General features: G+C 34.5%; 18 protein-coding genes. 3 read left to right on the plus strand and 15 right to left on the minus strand.

Annotated features, from left to right (window positions below):
* Positions 1-114: 114 nt before the first annotated feature.
* Positions 115-1,407 (plus strand): aminopeptidase P family protein, encoded by a 1,293-nt coding sequence (locus AP058_RS12845; RefSeq protein ID WP_066311579.1) that lies wholly within the window; start codon positions 115-117, stop codon positions 1,405-1,407.
* A gap of 148 nt (positions 1,408-1,555) precedes the next feature.
* Here the strand turns inward: AP058_RS12845 and AP058_RS12850 are convergent, their stop codons facing one another.
* Positions 1,556-2,074 carry a ferritin gene (locus tag AP058_RS12850; RefSeq protein ID WP_066311582.1) on the minus strand — a complete coding sequence of 173 codons (519 nt, stop codon included), beginning with the start codon at positions 2,072-2,074 and terminating at the stop codon, positions 1,556-1,558.
* Between the two features lie 89 nt (positions 2,075-2,163).
* Complete coding sequence (locus tag AP058_RS12855; RefSeq protein ID WP_066311585.1) at positions 2,164-2,520, minus strand: hypothetical protein; 357 nt, start codon at positions 2,518-2,520, stop codon at positions 2,164-2,166.
* Between the two features lie 226 nt (positions 2,521-2,746).
* Between AP058_RS12855 and AP058_RS12860 the strand changes: the two genes are divergently transcribed.
* On the plus strand, positions 2,747-3,529 hold the full coding sequence (locus AP058_RS12860) for an alpha/beta fold hydrolase (protein ID WP_066313414.1): 783 nt from the start codon (positions 2,747-2,749) through the stop codon (positions 3,527-3,529).
* On the opposite strand, the gene AP058_RS12865 is transcribed toward AP058_RS12860, so the two are convergent.
* From AP058_RS12865 to gdhA, 12 genes are all read right to left on the minus strand, one after another.
* Positions 3,515-4,189 (minus strand): ATP-binding cassette domain-containing protein, encoded by a 675-nt coding sequence (locus tag AP058_RS12865; RefSeq protein WP_066311588.1) that lies wholly within the window; start codon positions 4,187-4,189, stop codon positions 3,515-3,517. The genes AP058_RS12860 and AP058_RS12865 overlap by 15 nt on opposite strands.
* A gap of 2 nt (positions 4,190-4,191) precedes the next feature.
* On the minus strand, positions 4,192-4,491 hold the full coding sequence (locus AP058_RS12870) for a hypothetical protein (protein WP_066311590.1): 300 nt from the start codon (positions 4,489-4,491) through the stop codon (positions 4,192-4,194).
* A gap of 9 nt (positions 4,492-4,500) precedes the next feature.
* A complete protein-coding gene (locus AP058_RS12875; protein ID WP_066311591.1) occupies positions 4,501-7,263 on the minus strand; it encodes a PD-(D/E)XK nuclease family protein in 2,763 nt (920 codons plus the stop codon).
* Positions 7,264-7,327: 64 nt separating this feature from the next.
* Entirely contained in the window at positions 7,328-8,809 is a 1,482-nt protein-coding gene (locus AP058_RS12880; RefSeq protein WP_066311593.1) for an OmpA family protein, read from the minus strand.
* Positions 8,810-8,919: 110 nt separating this feature from the next.
* Entirely contained in the window at positions 8,920-10,116 is a 1,197-nt protein-coding gene (gene kbl / locus AP058_RS12885; RefSeq protein ID WP_066311595.1) for a glycine C-acetyltransferase, read from the minus strand.
* A 70-nt stretch (positions 10,117-10,186) separates the two neighbouring features.
* Positions 10,187-13,348, minus strand: a complete 3,162-nt coding sequence (locus AP058_RS12890) for an exodeoxyribonuclease V subunit beta (RefSeq protein ID WP_066311597.1) — start codon at positions 13,346-13,348, stop codon at positions 10,187-10,189.
* An 87-nt stretch (positions 13,349-13,435) separates the two neighbouring features.
* The gene (locus tag AP058_RS12895; protein WP_066311600.1) at positions 13,436-14,029 is read right to left on the minus strand and encodes a lipoprotein signal peptidase; all 594 of its coding nucleotides are present in this window, start codon (positions 14,027-14,029) and stop codon (positions 13,436-13,438) included.
* An 84-nt stretch (positions 14,030-14,113) separates the two neighbouring features.
* Positions 14,114-14,494, minus strand: a complete 381-nt coding sequence (locus AP058_RS12900; protein ID WP_066311603.1) for a TraR/DksA C4-type zinc finger protein — start codon at positions 14,492-14,494, stop codon at positions 14,114-14,116.
* Positions 14,495-14,500: 6 nt separating this feature from the next.
* On the minus strand, positions 14,501-17,902 hold the full coding sequence (gene ileS / locus AP058_RS12905; RefSeq protein WP_066311606.1) for an isoleucine--tRNA ligase: 3,402 nt from the start codon (positions 17,900-17,902) through the stop codon (positions 14,501-14,503).
* A gap of 80 nt (positions 17,903-17,982) precedes the next feature.
* The gene (recO, locus tag AP058_RS12910) at positions 17,983-18,696 is read right to left on the minus strand and encodes a DNA repair protein RecO (protein ID WP_066311617.1); all 714 of its coding nucleotides are present in this window, start codon (positions 18,694-18,696) and stop codon (positions 17,983-17,985) included.
* A 47-nt stretch (positions 18,697-18,743) separates the two neighbouring features.
* On the minus strand, positions 18,744-21,026 hold the full coding sequence (locus tag AP058_RS12915; RefSeq protein ID WP_066311619.1) for a T9SS type A sorting domain-containing protein: 2,283 nt from the start codon (positions 21,024-21,026) through the stop codon (positions 18,744-18,746).
* A 127-nt stretch (positions 21,027-21,153) separates the two neighbouring features.
* Positions 21,154-22,497 carry an NADP-specific glutamate dehydrogenase gene (gene gdhA / locus AP058_RS12920; RefSeq protein ID WP_066311622.1) on the minus strand — a complete coding sequence of 448 codons (1,344 nt, stop codon included), beginning with the start codon at positions 22,495-22,497 and terminating at the stop codon, positions 21,154-21,156.
* 279 nt (positions 22,498-22,776) lie between these two features.
* Between gdhA and AP058_RS12925 the strand changes: the two genes are divergently transcribed.
* The gene (locus AP058_RS12925; protein WP_066311626.1) at positions 22,777-23,568 is read left to right on the plus strand and encodes a glutamate dehydrogenase; all 792 of its coding nucleotides are present in this window, start codon (positions 22,777-22,779) and stop codon (positions 23,566-23,568) included.
* A gap of 58 nt (positions 23,569-23,626) precedes the next feature.
* On the opposite strand, the gene AP058_RS12930 is transcribed toward AP058_RS12925, so the two are convergent.
* A complete protein-coding gene (locus tag AP058_RS12930; protein ID WP_066311628.1) occupies positions 23,627-24,769 on the minus strand; it encodes a cystathionine gamma-synthase in 1,143 nt (380 codons plus the stop codon).
* Positions 24,770-24,829 lie beyond the last annotated feature (60 nt).

A 24,829-nucleotide genomic window follows, 5' to 3' on the forward strand; every position in this document is an offset into this window, starting at 1 on the left:
ACCACCTAAAATTGTTTTGGCTTTTTGACTTATGGCAAAACTTTAATACTCTAAAACTCTTCATTGTTTTAAAAATTATTAATTTTGAGTATTCTTAAACAAATCCAAATAATTATGAAATATCATCAAATAAACAATTCTCTTTTCATTAAAAATCGCGAAAAATTTGCTACACAGATGAAACCTAATGCTATTGCAGTATTTAATTCAAATGATATTTACCCCATTAGTGCCGATAGCACGATGCCATTTGCGCAACACCGCGATATTTTTTATTTAAGTGGTGTCGATCAAGAAGAAAGCATCTTATTGTTATTTCCTGACGCTCCTTACGAAAATCAAAGAGAAATTCTTTTCTTAAAAGAAACCAACGATCATATCGCTGTTTGGGAAGGAGAAAAGCTAACCAAAGAACGTGCTTTGCAGGTTTCAGGAATACGAACTGTTTATTGGTTGCAGGATTTTCATAAGATTTTAAAAGAATTAATGAGTTACGCTGATACAATTTACATCAACACCAACGAACATTACCGCGCTTCTGTTGAAACACAAACGCGTGAAGATCGTTTCATTAAATGGTGGAAAGAAACATATCCAGCACACCAAGTTGCCAAAAGTAATCCGATTTTACAGCGTTTGCGCTCTGTAAAAGAATCAGAAGAAATTGATTTGATTCAGCACGCGTGTAACATTACCGAAAAAGGATTTCGACGTTTGTTAAGCTTCGTAGAACCAAATGTTACTGAATATGAAATTGAAGCAGAATTAATTCACGAATTTGTTCGCAATCGCTCTAAAGGTTTTGCTTACACACCGATTATCGCTTCTGGAAACAATGCCAATGTTTTACATTATATTGAAAACAACCAACAATGTAAAGCTGGCGATTTAATTTTATTAGATGTTGCTGCAGAATATGCTAACTATTCCAGCGATATGTCCCGCACTATCCCTGCTTCAGGAAAATATACTGAAAGACAAAAACAAGTTTACAATGCAGTATTGCGCGTAAAAAACGAAGCTACAAAGATGCTCATGCCTGGAACACTTTGGAAACAATATCATATTGAAGTTGGAAAAATTATGACATCAGAATTACTTGGTTTAGGTTTACTAGACAAAGCTGATGTTCAAAATGAAGATCCAGAATGGCCGGCTTACAAAAAATACTACATGCACGGAACATCACACCACATGGGCTTAGACACGCATGATTATGGTTTATTACACGAACCAATGCAAGCAAATATGGTATTTACTGTAGAGCCTGGAATATACATCCCTGCAGAAGGTTTCGGAATTCGCTTGGAAGATAATGTAGTAGTTCAAAAAAGCGGAGAACCGTTTAATTTAATGAAAAACATTCCGATCGAAGTGGAAGAAATCGAATCGATAATGAATACGTAACAGAGAATTTCGATTGGATGAAAACGAAAACGCAATTAGTAATTATTAACTGCTTTTTTTACATAATAGTGTAATGCATCATTCGTAATAACAAAAAAATCCCTTACTACTTTTAAGCAGTAAGGGATTTCTATTTATCGTTAATCGATTATTCTATTTTTGCGATTTGTACGTCTAATTCAAATTTTCCAGCAGCTTCGTTTTCATTGATTAATTCAAAAAGCTCCAATGCTCTTCTTGCATTTTTTTCCTCTTCTCTTTGCTCTGTCACGTACCACATCATAAAATCTTCTGTAGCGTAATCATTTTCGGCTCTACATTTTGCAATAACTCTGTTTACGGCTTTAGTAACCGCAATTTCGCTTTGCAATGCAATTTCAAAAACTTCTCTAAAAGATCCAAATTCTTGCTGAACCTCAGGAATGCTTGGTGTAATTGCAATTCCACCAACATCACTTATGTATTTAAATATTTTAAGAAAATGCTCTCTTTCTTCTTCAGCTTGCTTATACATGTAACCGGCTGTATTTTCAAAACCGTTTCTATCCAACCATGAAGCCATAGCCAAATATTTGTTAGAAGCATCACTCTCTATTTTTGATTGCAAGTTTAGTATTTGCTCAACAGCTTGAGTTAACGATGTGTTTGTTCTTAATAAATCTTTCATGACCATTTTGTTTTTAGACAAGTAAAGTTACAAAAATTTACGCCAACCACTGCAAACACTAAAATATTTGTATTTAATCTAAGTAAGCATCAAACCAAGTCAGCCAACAATACATTACATAACATGGAGTGCAAACTTAAAGTGAATTTGGTCCCATTTAATAGTTCTCGAAGTTGAACAATTTCACAAATACTAAGCGTACGAGAAAAATTACGTTTGGTAGTTTCAATAAGCTGAGCGTCGGATTGATCTGATAAATCATATAACATATTCAGAATATCAACGCTATTTACTTTTCTCTGAAAAATTAAAAAATCTTGAATTTTATACGTTGAAACGGTATTCACAAAACTGATAATTATACTGTTCGTTAGATCACACTGATAACTGTATCCTTTTTCAGTTTCAAACAATATGTTGCTGGTCAAAGTACTAATTTGTGGCATTCTTATTAATTTTTTGCTGTTGCAAATTTATAAAATTTAAACCAAATAAACGCGTAATTAAGACTAATTTAAAATAACGAATTGTTTTCTTTGTGTTAAAAATTAAAAAATAGAATCATTTTCATGACGATACAGCATTTCTTACTATAAGAATCAATCGGAGTTAAATTCTTATGAAGTCCGTTGACATTATTGTAATTTTACAAGTCATTAATTGACTTCAAAATTGAAAAAAACAACATTTAAAAATACTATCGTTTCGTATACTGATGATGGTCAAGGAACTACCATTGTTGCGCTTCATGGTTTTCTAGAAAACAAAGCTATGTTTGATCGTTTCATACCATTATTAAACAAAGGTCATAGAATCATTACAATTGATTTATTGGGTCACGGAAAAACAGACTGCATGGGTTATGTGCATACTATGGAGGAAAATGCAGCAATTGTAACTCATATTTTAAATGAATTAAAAATTACAAAATGCTGTCTAATCGGTCACTCAATGGGTGGTTATGTTGCTTTGGCTTTCGCCGATTTATATCCAGAAAAAACAATTGGTTTGGTACTTTTAAACTCAACTGCCTATGAAGATAATGCTGAACGCAAGCTCAACCGAACTCGCGCTATAAAAGCAGTAAAGCAAAACTTCTCTGTGTTTGTCAACATGGCAATTGCCAATTTATTCAGTGAAGAAAACAGAACGCGCTTAAGTAGAGAAATAGAATGGGTAAAAAAAGAAGCTTTAAAAACGCCCCTACAAGGCGTAGTTGCTTCGCTGGAAGGAATGAAAATTAGGAAAGAACGCGCATACATTTTGGAAAAAGCCATTTATCCTATTTTGTTTGTTTTAGGAAAAAAAGATCCTGTTTTGCTCTATGATGAAACAATTGTACAAATTAAAAACACGACCGTCCAGCTGCATACTTTTGCTGACGGACACATGAGTACGATTGAAAGCAGAGACGAGCTGAGCCAACTTTTATTACAGTTCTTAAAGCAAATTTAATCCCGCTTCGCTAACGTAACCTAGTTCTAATAATCGCTTCTTATCTGTAATTAAATGTGTCTTTCCATTTTTAAGTAAAACAACCTTAGAGCTAATTTTTACCACACTTCTGTAATTATGATCCGAAACAATAATTCCTTTCGTTTCTGAAGCTTTTGAAATTAGAACATTTACTCTCTCAATCATTATAGGTGATAGTCCCGTATAAGGCTCGTCCAATAAAACAAATTTAGAGTTGTTTGAAAGTACTAAAAGAATTTCTAAATACCGTAATTCCCCCCCTGACAACTCCTTTACATATTTATTCTTAATTAAGTCGATAAATTCATCTGCATAAAAAGAATCGAATTTCACTTTTTCAATGGACAAACGAATAGCTTTTTGTACCGAAAATGATCGCGGTATAAAGGAGTCTTGACTCAAGTAACTAATTTCTTTAAACAAATCCGTCGGCTCTTTCTTTACGACATTATCAATTCTAACAAACTTATATTCTGCCGAAATTAGTCCGAAAACAATTTTAAGTAAGGTGGATTTACCCGAACCATTACTCCCTAACAAACCAATTACCTCTCCCGTGTGGCAGGCAACATAAACATCGGAAAGAATCGGTTTAAGGTCGAAACTTTTCTGAATACTATCAATTTCTAAAATAGCCATAATTAAACTAATTGTTGAAGTACATTAAAAATCAAACGACTAATAACTAAAAGGACAAAGGTAAAAAGCCAAGAAAAAAGCCAAAGTTGTATTTTTGAAATCTGATTGTTATAATAAAACAAATATTCGTTTTTTGCATTAATTTCCTTTAGCAAAAGACTAATCAAAAAACCAAAACTAATGAATGAGTAACTAAAAGCAATAACTCCGCCAAAAAAGAAAGGTAAAATACTGACCGCAAAATTAACAGCAACCGTACTCTTAAAGAAATTAAAAACAGACTCTAGTTTGATTAAATTCATGATCGGTACTTAAATTTTCTCCTCAAAAGAAATTGTAACATCTAAGACTTCACGCAATAACACTACAATTTGTTCTAAATAATCGCTTAACAGTCCTTCAGAAACAATTGATTCAGACTCTTTACCGGATTTAAATTCAAATGGCAAAAACCCTGACTTTAAGTTCTTAAATGAAATAATTCCAGCTTCTATTGGAAGTCCTTTACTGTTGTTCTCATACATAAAAGCATAAGCCAAAACCTGAATTATCTTGTCATTCTTAATGTCTAAGGACAACCCTTCCCAAGATTTTAAAACCATATTTCGTTTTTCAACTTTCCCGGTTTTATAATCTATAATTCTTATTTTTCCATTACGCTCTTCAATTCGATCCACATTCCCTCTTATCAAAACTGGAAAAGGCAGATCATCATGAGTTAATGTTCTCTCGAATGTTTCCTCTAAATGTAAAATTTTAATGGCGTCACCTTGCTTAATATTTTCTAGTTCAACTTTTAGAAAGTTAGAAACATTCCGTTTTGCAACTTCAAAAGCCAGTAAGTTTTTCCCTTTGTTTATTTCACCTTCTTTATAAACCAGCTTAAACTGATTTAATACTTCTTTTTCTAATAGAGAAAAGCAGATTTTAATCGATTCTTCAGAAAGAAATTTTCCAATAAAAGGCTCGTATAACACTTTTAATGTTTCATGGATAATGGTACCCAAAGTATTCAGCGCAATATTTTCCTCTACTTCTTCTACTTCACGAATGCGCAATATTTTCTGAAGATAAAACTGAATCGGATTTCGAATGTAGCTGGTAAGCGCAGAAGGAGAAAAGCCAATTTTGGCAATTTCAGCCAAACGTTCCATTACTGCTTCCGATTTAGGAATTGAGATTGGAACCGCAGCTACATCTGGCAAAATTGGATTATAAATATCAAATGTCAACGTATGATTGGGTTGCTTCTCGACTTCCAACTGTGTTATAAAACGGCTGCGTTCGCCAGCATCTAGCCCGTCACTTTCAGTATTATATAATAAGTAAATATTTTTTGCTCTCTGTAATAAATGATAAAAATGATAGGTATAAATGGCGTCTTTTTCCTTAAAAGTTGGCAGTCCTAATTCCCGCTTTACATCATACGGAATAAAGGAATTTTGTGATTTCCCTGCAGGGAATTTACCTTCATTCATAGAAGTAACAATAACTGTATCAAAATCTAATACTCGACTTTCTAATACACCCATCACTTGCAAACCGTTTAAAGGTTCTCCTTCAAACGACACTTCAGCCAAATCTATAACTTGCTTATAAATGGCGTACAATGTTTCTATTTTATCAATGTGCTGGTGCTTAGCGTAATAATTAGTCAGCTTATTAATAACTTTAAAAATTGCGTACACAAATGTTTTCGCAATTTTATCCTCTTGAGTGTCTGTACTTAAATTAGCTTTTATAACCAATAACAAACTAGAAATTGAATTTAGAACCGAGATCGTGCCGTTTTCCCATTTCTGAAATAGGAGCGTAAATAATTCCGAAGCATTTGGATGTAACTCACTAATTTTTTTATGAGTTATAAATGTATAATTGTTTTTATTTATAAGCTTAACTAAATCATTTCCTTTTGCGTAGGGTTCAACCAATGGATGTGTCAAAATATCCAACACATCTTTATAATAAAACACATAAGAACTGCTACTTCTTGCAATTGCATTAGTATGCATTTTAAACAACTTATTTATTAAAATTTGTGTCGGATTGTTTTTACTAGAGTATCCCATTGTAATATTTAGCGCACCGACACTTTCGGGAAGCGAATACAATAAAGGAATCAATAAGTTTTCTTCACCAAGGACAACTGCTACTTTATTGAGAGAAGTATTTGGAGCATGCATGATTTTATTCTCAATTATACTTCCAACCATTTTAGCTTGCCCAATCATTTTTGGTGTACCAATAACTTGGATGTTTTTGACTCCCGAAAAATCTTCTACAATCCATTCAAATGGATTTGATTTATAATGTTTCCAATTCTCTTTAAAACGGCGTACAAAAAGTCCCGCATCGTGAAATGGATCATTTATAAAAACCTGATCAATATCCCAGTAAATTTTAGCTTGATCATTTGCTATTAAATGCTGAATAATTTTTTCCTCGGCAGCATTCAGCGCATTGAAACCTGCAAAAATAAAATATTCATTAGCAGCACTCTTAGAAAATTGTTGTAAGTTACCTACCGCTTCTCGATAAATTAATCCTTGATAACCTACTCTTTTATTTGACAAGTGGCTGTACAACACTTGATAATATTTGGGAAGCAATTTCCAAAAATCAATGTAGTTTTCAAGCAATTGTGTTTTACTTTCCACTTCTATTCCCCATTTTTTAATATCTTCTATATCTTTTAAATAGGTCAGAACATGATTTGGCTCTAAAAGATAGCGATCTATTTCATTAAAATCTTGCAATAATGTTTTTGCCCAGTTGGCAAACAATTCAAAAGACTGTTGATTCTTTTTATCGGTAATTGAAAGATAGACTTCATAAAACTCAAACAATAACTCAATCGAGTCTATCGATCTAACTTTAGCTACATCTTGAATAAAGTCTTCCACACTGATAATAGTGGGGCTTAATATGGTTGTATTAATTTGCTGCGCCAGCGACTCTATCAAAAAGACCTTTGCTCGCTTATTTGGTAATATTATAGTAATATCAGAAAGTCTATTAGAATAGTCTTCTATAATTTTCGCTGCAATTTTATTTAAGAATGAATTTTCTATCATGGTATAAAAATAAAAAAAGCCATTCAATTAAGAATGGCTTTTTAAAATTATTTGAAATTGTAGCTTACAATTTACCGTCGTATTTTGAACCAATATGTTTGATTTCAGTTCTTCTGTTTTGAGCTTTACCTGCTGCAGTTTTGTTAGTTGCAACTGGTTGAGTTTCTCCATAACCTTTAGAAACTAAATTATCAACATTAACTCCTCTTTCGATTAAAGCATTCATAACTGCTGCTGCTCTATCTTCAGAAAGTTTTTGGTTTAATTCATTTGAACCATCACTATCAGTGTGTCCTTCAACGCTAAATTTAGCAGTTGGGTAGTTTTTAAGAATATTGTTTATTGCATCTATTCTTGCTAAAGTTTCTTTGTCTCCAGATTTGAAAGTAGCTTTACCTGAGTTAAAGTATACTGCTCTAGCTTGAACTTTAAGATCTTCTAAAACTTCAGTTGTAACTTCAGGACATCCTCTATTACTAGCTGGACCAGCTACAGTAGGACAATCATCATCTTTATCAGCAACACCATCTTTGTCAGCGTCTAAGAAAGGACAACCGCCATTTTCTTTTGGACCTGCAACAGTAGGACATTTGTCATCTTTATCAGCAACACCATCTCCGTCAGAATCTGGACATCCGTTTAATGCAGCTAAACCAAAAACATCTGGACAAGCATCTGAAGCATCAGCAATTCCGTCTCCGTCAGTATCAGGACAACCGTTTAATGCAGCTAAACCAAAAACATCTGGACAAGCATCTGAAGCATCAACAATTCCGTCTCCATCAGTATCAGGACATCCGTTGAATTGTTTTAAACCAGCAACATCTGGACAAGCATCATCTTTGTCATAAATTCCGTCTCCGTCAGTATCTTTACCTCCAAATTGGAATACGATACCTAAAGTGTGTTGGAAATGAGAAGGAGTATCAATTTCTCCAAAATTATCTTCTCTTCCAACATTACCATTTTTACCAGCACCTACAGCCCATTTGTATTTTGTAGCAAGTTCTAAACCTACTGCATCAGAGAACCAAAATGTAACTCCAGCACCTGGATTAACAGTTCCGAAAGAATCTTTTCCTAAGAAAACATAACCACCACCCAAAGTTAACGAAGGATCGATCACTTTAGATTTGATTAATTCTTTAAAGCTGTATTTAGCATTTAAGTCAATACCGTAGTACATCAAATCACCAGGATTAGTTACAATCATTCCACGTCCATCATGACCTGGAGCAGATGGTCTAAAGTATACTGCTTTATCAATTTTATTTACAGAACCAATAAGTCCTACAGAAAAACCACTACCAACGTATTTAGATACACTTAGGTAAGATAGAGAAGGAAGGATGTTCCAGTTGTCATCAACTGCGAATGGCTGTGAGAAGTGTTGGTTGAACCAACCGTCTCCACCACCAGCACTAGTTCTAGTGTCAACGGCATTAACTCCAAAAGAGATAGCCCATGGATTGTTACTGTCTTGCGCGTGAGAAGTTAAACCCATCACCATCATCACAGCAACTAAAATTTTGTTAAGATGTTTCATACTTAATTTTTTTAATTACAATTTAGTTAATTATACACAAAAGTAACACCTAATTTTTTAAATACAAAACTAAATGTTAAAAAAAACCTACAAAAATTTTATTGCTCAATTTATTCGATCACTTTTAAGTGCTTTCCAGCTGTAATAAAGGCGTTTATAGCCGTATCTAGATGTTCTTTTGTATGCGCAGCGGATAACTGAACTCTTATTCTTGCCTTATCTTTTGGAACCACTGGAAAAAAGAATCCAATTACATAAATACCCAACTTTAAAAGTTCATCTGCCATTACTTGCGATAATTTAGCATCGTATAGCATAACTGGAACAATTGCAGAATCACCCTCAACAATATCAAATCCGGCCTTTTTCAAACCTTCTTTAAAATAATTGGTATTCCATTCTAACTTATCTCTTAATGTGGTATCGTTCTCCAATAGCTCAAATACTTTTATAGAAGCTCCAACTATTGCAGGTGCCAAAGAGTTTGAAAATAAGTAGGGTCTAGAACGCTGACGCAACAATTCGATAATTTCTTTTTTAGCAGTAGTATAGCCTCCCATTGCACCACCTAATGCTTTTCCTAAAGTTCCAGTAATAATATCGACTCTGCCCATTACTCCTTTTGCCTCGAGAGTTCCTTTTCCTGTTGCTCCAATAAAACCAGCGGCGTGACATTCATCTACCATAACCATTGCATCGTACTTATCTGCTAAATCGCAAATCTTATCTAGTGGAGCTACAATTCCATCCATTGAAAACACTCCATCTGTAACAATAATTTTAAAACGAGCTCCAGTAGCATTTGCTTTAATTAACTGCTGCTCCAGATCTTCCATATTGCTATTCTCGTATCGGTATCGAGCAGCTTTGCACAAGCGTACTCCATCTATAATTGAAGCGTGATTTAGACTATCTGAAATAATAGCATCTTCGGCTCCTAATAAAGGCTCGAAAACTCCGCCATTAGCATCAAAAGCTGCAGCATACAAAATAGTGTCTTCTGTACCGTAAAATTCTGCTATCTTTTTTTCTAATGTCTTGTGAATATCTTGTGTACCACATATAAATCGTACCGAAGACATTCCGAATCCGTGTGAATCCATTGCGTCTTTCGCTGCTTGTATCACTTCAGGATGCGAAGAAAGTCCCAAATAATTATTAGCACAAAAATTTAAAACTTTTTCACCTGTAGAAATTGTAATTTCAGCATCTTGTGGAGACGTAATTATTCTTTCTTTTTTAAAAATCCCATTGTCTTCAATTGCTTGCAATTCATTTTGCAAATGCTCTTTAATTTTTCCGTACATTATTATAAATTTAAAATGTTAATTTTTAACACCTTGCGGTTGAAAAATCATTAACATCTGATTAATTATTTCACAAATTTACCACATCGATTTTGGCTCCTATATAAACCAACGCTTTTTTTAACACTTTAAAACCCATAGACTCAATTGCATGTTGATATTCTTCAATCTGAGTTTTGTATTTAGGATTATGCAACCCCGTTTTATAATCGAGCAAATACGCTTCGTTTTTTGAATTAATAACAATTCGATCAGGCTTCAAAATTTTACTTTTTCGTTGCAAAATGGTTTGTTCATTTAAAACTCGATTACCTGTCTCGAAACAAATCGAAATTTCAGGATGACTAACAATTGCCTCAATAGCAGCCCTAACCGTTTCCACTTGATCCATTATTAGTAAACCATCGTCAATTCCTTTACTAATAGCCTCTTCGACATCATTCTTATCTTTAACAAAGGAGAGGATTTCGTGAACAACATTACCGTAAGCAATTGCTTCTTGCTGGTGCGTTCCCCACATTAATGCATCACGTTGTGCAATTTTAATATTTTGCGTCTGCAAAACTTTAGCAACAAAAGGAATGTTTTTTATAGAAGATTCTATATTGCTGTTTATTGATAGTCGTTTTGGATCTCCAAAGGTGTACTGTAATACACTCTCTTCAAAATTAGAGTTCTTTTCTAAAAATTGAATAAAAAAAGACGCCATATTATTGGGCCAATCCCCAGATGATTTACTGGGCTGTTGCATTTGAGATAACACATACAACTGCTCTTCAGCTCTCGTTAGCGCAACATACAACACATTAACGTTATCCAATAATTCTTCTTGCTTTTTTATACTAAAAACTGCTGCTGCTGATTCTCCAAAGCCAGCTACAGCTGAAGTATTATCAATTAATACTTTGGCAAGACCAAAATCGCCATCGTCGGCATCTAACCACAATTTATCTTTTGGCTTTCTATTGTAATCTTCGTCAGCAAAAGGCATAATTACTACTGGAAACTCCAAACCTTTAGATTTATGAATCGTCATTATTCGAACAGCGTTATTTCCTTCGGGAGATGGAATGCTAAACTTATGTCCGTTTTTATCCCAATACACCAAAAAATCAGCAATACCTGCCTGATTTCGAATATCACGCTCTAACACAATATCCAAGAAATATTGTACGTACGCATTATTAAAGGACGGTTTTATAAAGGCATGAATAATGGTTTCTACTGCTTCATAAAGTGATTTCTTTCGAACAGCGTCAAAAGAAAGCGAAATATCGTATTGCAACAGCCATTGCTCAAAATCAACTTCATTAATAAAACTCATACCTGTAGCAATAAAATCTGCGACAGCACTACGCTCTTTTTCCTTTTGAGAAATAAAATACAAGATGTGCGCCTTCGCTTCTAAATTTCCATTATTATTTAAATAATGCAAAAGATTGACGATCACATTTACTTCGGTTGCGTTCTGAATCAATAATGTTTCGGACGACAAAAGCGGAATTTTTTGCTCTGTTAGATAATTGGCAACTGCAACACCTTGATCTCTCTTACGGGTAAGAACGACAATGTCTTTGTATTCGAAGCCGTCGCTAAGTACTTTTTTAATTGTATTTAAAGTAGCCAGTACATACAATTCATTTTTACTTAAAACATCATCCTCTTCGGTATTGTCGTTCTTATCAGCAACAGGTAAAAAAGAAATATTTACATAACCTCCTTTTTTCGAGTTGCTCTTTTGATGGCTGTGATTTTCATATAAATCTTTGTAATCTTCGTGCTCAAATTGACTCGAAATAGTTTTGAAAAATGAATTATTAAAATCAATTACCTCACTATAACTTCGATAATTAGTGTCAAGATGCTCAATGTTTTTATCCTTATTACTAAACGGATTTTTATCTTTACTCAACTCAATAAACTGCTCTGCCTTTCCGCCTCTCCAACGATAGATGGATTGTTTGGGATCTCCAACAATCATTAAAGTTCCTTTTACTCCCGCTTCATCTTGACCCGCCAAAGCATTATCAATAAGAGGAATTAAATTCTCCCATTGCATCTCTGAAGTATCCTGAAATTCATCAATAAAAAAATGACGGTAGCGCTCACCCAAACGCTCGTAAATAAATGGCGCTGGTTGATTTTGAATTTCACGATGAATGATGGCATTAAATTCTGAAATCGAAAGCACATTTTGTTCCGTCTGAATTTTATTCAATTCATTACTAACAGTATTTAATAAAGAGAGTGGCGTAATATTTTTAAGAAAGGCTTTGTAGAAATAAATTTTTTCGAAAATCTCATAAACTGAGCGTAACTTCTGCAACAATTCTGGAAGTAAAGCTTCAATTAAAGTTCTGTCTCTTGCCGTTTTATTAATCTTTATATCTTCAAACTCGTGGTATGTTTTATTACTTGGATTGAATTTACCTTCGCTAATACTAACTAAATGTTTAGGAAAATGACCTGCTGAAAAAGATTTTAAATCGATACCTCTGTTTTCAATCAACTGTAGTGCTTCTTGAGCCATAGCAGCAGTTTGCTTTTCCAAATCTGTAGCTAATTGAAATAACTTATCTTTAATACCAACAAATTCTTCAATAGATTTTTCTTTAAAATGCGAAATCTCGTTGCGGTTGTTTTCATTTAAAATCAACCTTCCTGCATCTAAAATCTCTCGAGAAACATCCCAAGATTTATCATCGTCGGTTTTCTCCATCGTAAAATCGATTAACAATTTGGTCAATATGTCATCTTGGCCTGCTTGTGCGATAATTGCATCAACAGCTTCTGTCAATAAGCTTTCTGTATCTAACGTAACTTCAAAAGTCATTGGCAAATTTAAATCGTGTGCGAAAGCACGAATAACTTTATGCGTGAATTTATCAATTGTAGAAATATCAAAGGCAGCATAATTATGAATAATATGCTTTATAATTTGTTTTGATTTGGTTTTGATTTGAATAACTGAAAGATTCGTCTCTGAAGCGAGATGCTCCATCAAGTCGAACGCTTTTTTTGAAGGTTCCTCTTTCGCAAATTCAGTCAAACTACCCACAATACGCGTTTTCATTTCGTGAACCGCTTTGTTGGTAAATGTGATGGCCAAGATATTGCGATATGCATCATTTTTCTTAGCAGAAAGAATAATTTTAAGGTACTCTTTTACTAACGTATACGTTTTGCCCGATCCAGCCGAAGCATCGTAAATAGAAAATGATGGTCTTTGCATTATTAGTACGTTTAATATCGTAAAAATAAGATTTCATAAAGACTAAAGACAACAAAAAGCTATTTATTTCAGTATCCTCAAGAGAATTTATTTATTGAAAGCTTTTTTATTAAAAACAATCAAAATGCCTACTCCAGTAGAAATGGCTACATCGGCAACATTAAAAATTGCATTAAAAAATTTAAATTCGTTTCCTCCCCAAAAAGGAAACCAAGACGGAAAATGACCGTCAATTATTGGAAAGTATAACATATCCACCACTTTTCCATGAAACCAACTTCCGTAAGGTTCTGGCGCAAACAACGTCGCTAAATTGTGGCTACTGTCGTCAAAAACAACTCCGTAAAAAATAGAGTCAATAATATTACCTGTTGCTCCAGCAAAAATTAAAGCAATTGCAGTAATTAAATACGTAGATTCTCTTTTGTTGGACGCATCGTACAACCAATAGGCAATACCGAATACGGCAAAAATTCTAAAAACCGTCAAAATCAATTTACCATATTCCCCAGGAATTGTAGTTCCCCAAGCCATTCCTTCATTTTCTATGAATAGAATTTTAAACCAACTTAGAACGTTTACTTCTTCTCCTAAAACAAAGTTAGTTTTAATGTAAATTTTAGAAACTTGATCAACCAATAATATGATAAAAATAAGCAAGTATGCTTTTCGTAATGACATTTGAGATAATTTTGATGGCAAAAGTAACAATTTAATCAAAAAAAACGCCCCATGAGGAGCGTTAATTATTTTGTAATAAAAATATTATCGTTGCAAGTTTTTTGCCTCGATACTCATTGTTGCATGCGGAACGATTTTTAATCTCTCTTTTGAGATTAATTTACCCGTTACTTTACATACACCGTACGTTTTATTCTCCACACGGAAAAGTGCGTTTTTTAAGTCACGGATAAACTTTTCCTGACGAATCGCTAATTGCGAATTCGCTTCTTTAGACATCGTTTCACTTCCTTCTTCGAATGCTTTAAAAGTTGGCGATGTATCATCAGTTCCATTATTTAAATCATTCATATAAGCACTTTTTATCAAATCTAAATCTGATTGTGACTTTTGAATCTTATTTTGAATTATCTCTTTGAACTCGGCTAAATCAGCGTCTGAGTATCGTGTAATTTCATCTACCATGGTTTATTATTTTGAAATTAATAACTTTGTTTTGATCTCGTCAAACTCAACTTCTGTACCGTTTTCTACTTGATCTAAGAAAACCAAATCTTCTGTTAGGGTTTCCGATTTTATGTAGGCTACATTTTTAAGAATTGCTTCTTCTAAATTGCCATCTCTTTGTATTTGTACCTTAATTTTATCAGTTACATCAAAACCAGAATCTTTACGGATATTCTGAATTCTATTTACCAATTCTCTTGCGATACCTTCATTTTTCAACTCTTCGCTGATGGTGATATCCAATGCGACCGTTATTCCATTTGAATTAGCCACCAACCAACCTTCAATATCTTGCGATGTAATTTCAACATCTTGTATCGATAAAGTTACGATATTTCCTGCAATAACAATATCGAGCGCTCCTTGCTTGTCCAATTGACTAATTTGTTCTGCAGAAAAAGACTGTATCTCCTTGGCTATCAGGCCCATATCCTTTCCAAATCGTGGACCTAGAGCTTTAAAATTAGGTTTAATTTGCTTTACTAAAACACCAGACGCATCATCTAAAAGCACAATTTCTTTCACATTTACCTCCGCTTTTACAAGCTCAGAAATAGCTTCAATTTGACTGCGTTGCTCGTCGTCAAGTACTGGTATCATTACCTTTTGCAAGGGCTGACGTACCTTTATCATTTCCTTTTTACGAAGCGACAAAACCAACGACGAAATCGTTTGCGCCTTCTGCATTTTACTCTCTAACGTTTTATTAACAAAGTTGTCAACGTATTTTGGAAACTCAGCCAAATGTACACTACTGTATTTTTCTGACTGTGTGGTTGCTGTTAAATCTATGTAAAGTTTGTCCATAAAAAATGGAGCAATTGGCGCACTTAATTTACTTACTGTTAACAAACACGTATAAAGTGTTTGGTACGCAGCAATTTTATCTTGTCCATACTCTCCTTTCCAAAAACGACGGCGACACAAGCGAACGTACCAGTTACTTAAATTCTCTTGCACAAATTCTGAAATTGCTCTCGCTGCTTTTGTTGGTTCGTACTCTTCATAGAAACCATCAACTTCTTTTATCAATGTATTCAGCTCTGAAATAATCCACTGATCAATTTCAGGTCTTTCGTTCATCGCAATTTCTGCTTCTTCAAACTTAAATTTATCGATGTTCGCATACAATGAAAAGAATGAATACGTATTGTATAATGTTCCGAAGAATTTACGACGTACCTCAGCAATTCCTTCGATATCAAACTTCAAGTTATCCCAGGGATTGGCGTTCGAAATCATGTACCAACGCGTTGCATCTGGTCCATATTCTTTAATGGTTTCAAAAGGATCTGTCGCGTTTCCTAAACGTTTGGACATTTTTTGTCCGTTTTTATCTAGAACTAAACCGTTTGAAACGACATTTTTATAGGCTACTTTATCAAAAACTAAAGTTGCAATAGCGTGTAAAGTGTAAAACCAACCGCGTGTTTGATCGACTCCTTCTGCAATAAAATCAGCTGGAAAATCTTTATTTCCATCAATTTTATCTTTGTTTTCGAAAGGATAATGCCATTGTGCGTATGGCATGGCACCTGAATCAAACCAAACATCTATCAAATCAGCTTCGCGCTGCATGGGTTTTCCTGATGGGGAAACCAGTACAATTTCATCAACTACATTTTTGTGCAAATCGACTAAATCGTAATTCGACTCCGCCATATTTCCAATCTCAAAATCTTTAAACGGATTCTCTTTTTGAATTCCCGCTGCAATAGATTTTTCAATTTCATTATATAATTCCTCAATAGAACCTATCAGTATTTCTTCTGTACCGTCTTCGTTTCTCCAAATTGGTAACGGAATTCCCCAATAACGAGAGCGAGACAAGTTCCAGTCATTGGCATTTTTTAACCAATTTCCAAAACGTCCTTCGCCAGTTGCTTTTGGCTTCCAATTGATAGTTTCGTTCAAATCGAACATTCTATCCTTTACTTCTGTTACTTTAATAAACCAAGAATCTAATGGATAATATAAAATAGGCTTATCCGTTCTCCAACAATGCGGATAACTGTGCACGTATTTCTCAACTTTAAACGCTTTATTTTCTTCTTTTAAACGAATGGCAATTTCAACATCAACAGAGCGTTCTGGCGCTTCGCCGTCATTATAATATTCGTTTTTAACGTACTTACCAGCAAATTCTCCCATGTTAGAAGTGAATTTTCCTTGTAAATCTACTAAAGGAACCGGAGTTCCATTGGCGTCTAAAACCAACATTGGCGGGATTTCAGGCGATGCTTCTTTAGCAACTTTAGCATCATCTGCTCCAAAAGTTGGCGCTGTATGCACAATTCCCGTACCGTCTTCTGTAGTTACAAAATCTCCAGAAATTACTCTAAATGCATTTTCTGGATTTTGGTACGGCAAGGCATACGGCAATAATTGTTCGTAACGAATTCCGACTAAATCTGCTCCTTTGGCTTCCGCCAAAATTTGATATGGTATTCTTTTGTCTCCTTCTTTGAAGTTTTCAAAATCAGCTGGCTCAGTACTTGCAAAAAATCCTTTACCGAATTGTTTGCCAACTAAATTTTTAGCTAAAATTACTTTTGTTGGACGAAAGGTATATTGATTGAAGGTTTCAACCAAAACATAATCTATTTTTGGACCAACAGTTAAAGCAGTATTAGATGGTAAAGTCCATGGAGTTGTGGTCCAAGCTAAAATATGAATCTCGTCAAACTCTTTTAAAAACCCTGGTAGCGACTCATTCACTACTTTAAACTGGGCAACAATAGTAGTATCCGTCACATCACGGTAGGAACCTGGTTGATTGACTTCATGCGAAGACAAACCCGTTCCTGCTTTTGGCGAATACGGCTGAATGGTGTATCCTTTGTACATCAAATCTTTGTTATAGATTTGTTTCAACAACCACCAAACCGATTCCATATATTTGGATTTGTAGGTAATATATGGATCTTCCATATCTACCCAATAGCCCATTTTTTCGGTCAAATCGTTCCACACATCTGTATAACGCATTACTGTTTTCTTACACGCTTCGTTGTATTCTTCGACAGTAATTGACTTTCCAATATCTTCTTTGGTAATTCCTAATTCTTTCTCAGTACCTAATTCTACCGGTAAACCGTGCGTGTCCCAGCCCGCTTTACGCTTCACTTGAAAGCCTTTTTGTGTTTTATATCGGCAAAAAATATCTTTTATCGCACGAGCCATCACATGGTGAATTCCAGGCAATCCATTGGCCGAAGGTGGCCCTTCAAAAAAGACAAATGGTTCGTTACCTTCTCTCGTAGTAACACTCTTTTCAAATATATTTTCTTCTTTCCAAAAATCAAGTACTTCAGACGCTACTTTAGGCAAGTCAAGTCCTTTGTATTCAGTAAATTTTGTGCTCATTTTATCCTTTTCTTAAATCGTCGTGCGAAAGTAAGGATTTTTAAATAAATGTTGAAAGTTGAACGTCGAAAGTTTTGATACTACGAAAATATTTCCTTCAAAACATCCAAAGATTTGGGTTTTTTAAAACCATCCAAATGATAGCTGTAATAATCAATTAAAATTTTAAGTACAATTTGTCTTTCAATAACATGAAATACTTTTTGCTGGTTGTCAAATTTCAAATTAATTAATTTCTTAAATAGGCTCGTTTCATGTTCAGACAAAGCTCTTAAGCCATGAAAAGGAGTAAAAACCCCTTCAACCATTTCGAAAAAAGACAAATCGGCATCAGATACATCAGGATAGAAACCCAAGTATTTGGTGGTTTCTAGCATTAGAATTAAATGAAAGTTCGCAATTTCATCATGAGTATCAAGCCAAAGTAATGCGGTTTCTAAAAATACAAACAGCGACTCATTGTGTTCTTCTTCTTGAATAGAATGGTGCAGAATTTCAGAAATAAACATTACAATAGTACTTTTTACAATGTCGGTATGAATAGTTTGAAACGGTATTGCTGTTTTTATTTCTTTGAAATTTTCTAAAGTTCCTTTATTCTTGTGAACCGCTTCTATTTCTAGAATAGATAAGGGTTGGAAATAAGCAATTTTTTGACTTGATTTTCTTCCTGAAAAAGCATCTCTTACAAAGTATGTTTTTAGTCCGTGCGAAAGCGTAAAACATTTGACAATCAAACTTTTTTCTTGAAATTTTAAAGCCGAAATTACGATTGCCTTGGTTTTTACGTTCATTTTTTTGGAAGATTGAAAAATTAAAGACTAATAAAGTCTTCACTTATTTACCTAATAATCATCAGTTTTTTAACTTTAGTTTCTCCTCCCTCTTTAGCGGCAATAAAAACCATGTACACGCCCGAAGCTACTTTGTGTTTCCCTATAGCTGTGGTATCCCATTCTATTGTCCCTCCTTGAGCTGTTGTTTCATAGACCAAATTCCCTTCAATGTCAGTTATTTTGACATTAGCTTTATCAATTAGACCCGCAATTTTTACGGTTCCTGAGTAATTAGGTCGCACTGGATTTGGATAAATATAAACTGCATTTAAATCGTCATTGGAACTCGTTGAAACTCCTTTGAAAGATACCAATCCTTTTTGTGTAGCGATAAAAACTTCGCCAGTAGCAGTATTAATTTTAATATCATTGATTGTATTACTAGGCAGAGGTGAATTATCAATTGTAAAATGATATTTGGTCACTTGCCCATTTGATGACACCATAAAAACTCCAGAATCTGCCGTACCAATCCATTTATTGTTCGCGCCATCAACAACGATTGAGCTGATAACTTGTTCGTATAGTAATTCTTGTGCTAAACCATCGTCTTCAATAATAATGGCATTTGCAGTCATTTGGTTTTCCGACTGAAAATTATTTATTGAATTTAAAACTCGCAATCCTTTAGTTGTTCCTATCCACAACTGACTATTTGTATCAATTGCTAACGCTCGAACATCTTTTGATGGCAGGTTTCCAGCTTCTTGTCCGATGGTCATTTTTTTAAACAGATTTCCATTTTCATTAAAAGCAACTACACCATCTCGATTTGTTACCATCCACTTCGTGCTATTTTTATCGATAATCATGCTACCAAAGCTGGCGTCTTCGGCTTTATCCAAAATCGATGTCATCAAATAACTTTGCCATTGCCCATTGGTTTTTAAAACTTTTAAGCCGCTATTTATTAAACTATTAGTAACCCACAAATTTCCAAGTTTATCAAAGGCAGTTCCGTTAATTCGAATATCAATGTAATTAGGTCCGAGAAAAGTTAAGGTCTCCAAGCCACTATTTTTTTGATTGAATAATATAGAAGGCTCGTCGTTTTCTATCTTTAATAATCCCGAAAAAAAAGAACTAGCATACACTTCTTTTTCATTTTTCGGATTGACCACAATTCGAGTTATAGATTTAGCGCCAAAAACGTCTTGATAGGGAATATGAAACCAATTAGAATTGCTAAATTTACTCAAACCGTAACTGTCCAACCCGTACGGATTGTAATATTGATCATAATCTCCATACACTGCCCAGACCGAAGTTGGAGTGACATCCATAGAAAAAATAGTATTGCGTAAAGGTCCCGTAGGCGTTTCGTTTGTAAATCCAGAAACAGTTGTAAAATGAGACGAATAGAGTCCGTTGTTTTGCGTTCCTACATAAATAATATTGTTTATTATTGTTGCACATGTAAAATTTACAGGCGTTTTGTCTACTTCAGTTGCGCTTACTGTTCGCACTAAAGCCAGTTGCTTATCATAAACCAACACAGTAGTTCCATTTGTAACAAGAAAAAAATTATCGATAGCTCTCAAATCAGTAGCAGCACGCGTCGACGGTTGAAAAAGTTTAAAATTATCTGAATCAAAACGGTACAGATTTCCTGTACTTTCAATAGCAATTAATTGCGAGTCGTTCGATGTAATGGCATTCCAGTTTCCAGTATTTACTACAATCCATTGCTTGAAATCGATTAGGTTTGAATTGGTGATTTTAGCAACGCGGATACCATTTTGTGTAGCCGCATAAATAAAACCTTGATACAATGTCGTTTGTTTCACACTTACTTCTGCACCATTATTACCAATGAAGTAAGTATCTCCAAACTGAAGTGTTTTTAAATTAAATTGTACAATTCCAAAATCACATGAAATGTAAAGAAATCCTTCATATTCTATGAAATGATTGATTCTTTTAATTTTAGCCGACAATTGCTTACTTATAATGTCGACCAACTTGCGTATTGAGCCATCTTTTTCATCGACAACAATTAAGAGCCCATTTTCATAACCAACGACTGTTTTAGAATATGATTCGCTGTAATAAAGCGCAGAAATAGTTTGTCCTGAAAGTCCGTCAATCGTTGTTGTAGTTTTCACGATATTGGTCGCGCTGTTTTTCGAAAAAATAGCATTCTCTGAAGCGGCGAAAACACCTTTAGAAGATTGTGATATGTCTTTTATTTCATTGAACGAAAAATAACCTTGCCATTGCAATTTATTTTGCGCAAAATTTACTTGGGTAAGTAACAGCGACAACCAGAAACAAAGATTTTTATTCATGAACTACATCGTATTTATTGTGCAAATATACTATAAAGCGAGTAATACGAAATTTGATGGTTATTTAAAATAAAAAAGCCTTCCGACTAAAATAGAAGGAAGGCAATTGTATTAAGTGCGATTAAAACTACACTACACCTTGCGCTAACATTGCATCTGCTACTTTAACAAATCCAGCTATGTTGGCTCCCTTTACGTAATCTACGTGTCCGTTTTCATCTGAACCATATTTTACGCACGCCGTGTGCACGTTTAACATTATAGTTTTAAGCTTTTCGTCAACTTCTTCGCTGCTCCAGCTCAAACGCAATGCATTTTGAGACATTTCTAAACCAGAAGTCGCAACTCCTCCCGCATTTGATGCTTTCCCAGGTCCGAATAAGATTTTCGCATTTTGAAACACTTCTACTGCACTTGGTGTACATGGCATATTCGCTCCTTCAGCAACCACGTTACAACCATTAGCAACTAACATTTTAGCTTCTTCGGCTTCTAGTTCATTTTGTGTTGCACACGGCAACGCCACATCACATTTTACTTCCCAAGGACGTTTTCCTTCCACAAATTTTGCGTTTGGATATTGCGTTACATACTCACTAATCCTTCCTCTCTTTTCATTTTTCAACTCCATTACAAAAGCTAATTTCTCAGCACAAATTCCATCAGCATCATAAATGTAACCGGTAGAATCTGATAATGTAACTGCTTTTCCTCCTAATTCTGTAACTTTCTCAACCGCATATTGCGCTACATTTCCTGAACCAGATACAGTTACAATTTTACCTTGAAGAGTTTGGCCAATTGTTCCTAGCATACTTTGGGTAAAATAAACCGTACCATAACCTGTAGCTTCTGGACGAATTAATGATCCTCCGTATGTGATCCCTTTTCCGGTAAGCACTCCAGTAAACTCATTTCTTAATTTCTTGTACTGTCCAAATAAATATCCTACTTCGCGCGCTCCAACACCGATATCTCCAGCAGGTACATCTGTATCTGCCCCGATGTGTCTTTGCAATTCGGTCATAAAACTTTGACAAAATTTCATTGCTTCGTTATCCGACTTCCCTTTCGGATCAAAATCAGAACCTCCTTTACCTCCACCCATTGGTAAAGTTGTTAAACTATTTTTGAATGTTTGTTCGAAAGCCAAAAACTTTAAAATACTTAAATTTACAGAAGGATGAAATCGCAAACCTCCTTTATAAGGACCAATCGCCGAGTTCATCTGAATACGATACCCACGATTTACTTGTATTTCTCCTTTATCATCCAACCATGGCACTCTAAACATCACTACACGTTCTGGCTCTACCATCCGCTCTAAAAGCATCTTGTTCTGGTATTTTTTATTCTTCTCAATAAAAGGAATAACTGTCTCAGCAACTTCTAAAACAGCTTGTAAAAATTCTACTTCATTTGGGTTTTTAGCTCTGACCGATTCGATAAAAGTAGTAACACTATGTGACATGATATTGGTTTATTTAAATTTGAAATTAGAATTCCGGTTTGTTGCCAAAGATACGGGAAATTGTTAATTTCTTTCGTTTTTCTGAACCTTAAACCGCCGAATTATGCATTTAAAACAAAAGCATAGGTCAGTTTTTTGATTTATCATTTTAGGAATACTCTTGCTGACGATTATTGATTTTTTGCCCCTTTTAATCGTTATTTTTTAATCTGCTCCTCTTTTAGTTTGAATAGAAATGCTTTTTTATATATTTGTCAGAGTTTTGAGACCACAATAAATATGATCAAGCACCTAACCATTGTTACACTACTCTTCTTCAGCTTTTCGGTTATTGTAAAAGCGCAGTCTACTTTGGCGCATGAAGTAGGAGTGATTTTTGGTCCCGTGGCCTTTCAATCTGACTTCGGTCAACGACACGATTTTTCGACCAATATCAACAATACTGGATTTGGAATCGGAATCGTACACTTTCTTAATTTCTCATACAATTCAAATCACGAAACTTATTTCAACGAGCATTTTAAAGTCCGTTCGGAGTTGTCTTATAACAGAACGCAATTGAATCATTTTGGAGAATGGGCAGAAAAAAAACCTGCAACGGTAGGTTCTGAACAACTTCGTTTAATGGAAGGAAAATCTTCATTGGTAAATCTAGGCCTACAATTAGAATATTCTCCGTTCATGAAAATTCATGATTTTGAAAATACCGATCATAGTTTTAGTCCTTATATTAGTTTAGGAACTCAAGTAAGTTTTTATGCTACAAACATCAGCTCTTCCTTAGGTCAAATAGGAACGACAGAAGCTACTTTTCCTAAATATTTAGTCCCTTCAGACGGTCATAAATATGGTTTTTCAAATGAAAATGGCGCTGTCTGGTCTGTAACTTCTGGAATTGGAACTCATTTTAAATTGTCTGAAATGCAAGATTTACTTGTAGAAGCCCGTTTTCAATTTTATAACTCAGATTGGATTGACGGTTTGAATCCGAACAAAGATATTTTTCCTGAAAACAAAGCCAATGATTGGCAAGTTTGGCTGCACTTTGGATATGTCTTCTATTTAAACTAAGAACTCTTTTTCATTTTAATACAAAAAACCCAAATCAGACTGATTTGGGTTTCTATTTTTATGCTAATGCCTGTTCTAAATCGGCAATTAAATCTTCTATATCTTCTATTCCTACACTTAACCGAACTAGGTCATCGGTTATACCCACTTCTTTTCGTTTTTCTGCCGGTATCGATGCGTGCGTCATTAAAGCAGGATGATTCGCCAATGACTCTACTCCTCCTAATGATTCTGCCAAAGTAAACACTTTTACCTTTTCTAGAAAAGTGATTGAATCTTCTTTTTTTCCAGATTCAAAGGAAAAAGAAACCATTCCTCCAAATCCTTTCATTTGCTTTTTAGCAATTTCATAATGTGGATGGCTTTTTAATCCTGGATAGAAAACTGTTTTAACTTTTGAATGATTGTTCAAATATTCAGCAATTTTTTCTCCGTTCTCACAATGTCTTTGCACCCGTAAATGCAACGTTTTTATGCCTCTTAAAACCAAAAAGCTATCCATTGGTCCTAAAGTTGCTCCAGTTGCAAATTGTTGAAAATGCAATTGTTCTCCCAGTTCTTTATCTTTTACAATTAAAGCGCCCGCAATAACATCAGAATGTCCGCCAAGATATTTTGTTGCTGAATGCATCACAATATCAGCACCTAAATCCAAAGGTTTTTGCAAATAAGGTGTTGCAAACGTATTGTCTACAGCAAATAATATTTTATGTTTTTTGGTGATTTTTGCAATTTCTTGAATATCGGCCAACTTCATCAACGGATTAGTTGGAGTTTCTACCCAAATTAATTTAGTGTTTTCATTGATTAGAGACTGAAATTTTTCCAAATCATTCATGTCTACAAAATGAAACTTGATCCCTGAATCTTTATAAATTTTAGTAAACATTCGGTACGTTCCTCCATACAGATCGTCCATAGCGATAATTTCGTCGCCTGCTTTAAACGATCGCAAAATACAATCTGTTGCTGCCAATCCAGAAGAGAACGCTAATCCACGTTCTCCATTTTCAATACTTGCTAATGCATTTTCTAACGCAGATCGCGTAGGATTTGCCGCTCTACTATATTCATAATCACCCAAAGGTTGGCCTGGGCTCTTTTGTACAAATGTCGACGTTTGATAAACTGGTGGCATTACTGCTCCAGTGCTCGGGTCGTGATGCTGCCCTCCGTGTATTACTTTTGTATTGAATTTCATATAGTTGCTATTTTTTTAAGAAATATTTAAAGTACAAATTTACCTTTTAATTTATTCTTA

Source organism: Flavobacterium sp. TAB 87, from assembly GCF_001529295.1.
Lineage (GTDB): Bacteria > Bacteroidota > Bacteroidia > Flavobacteriales > Flavobacteriaceae > Flavobacterium.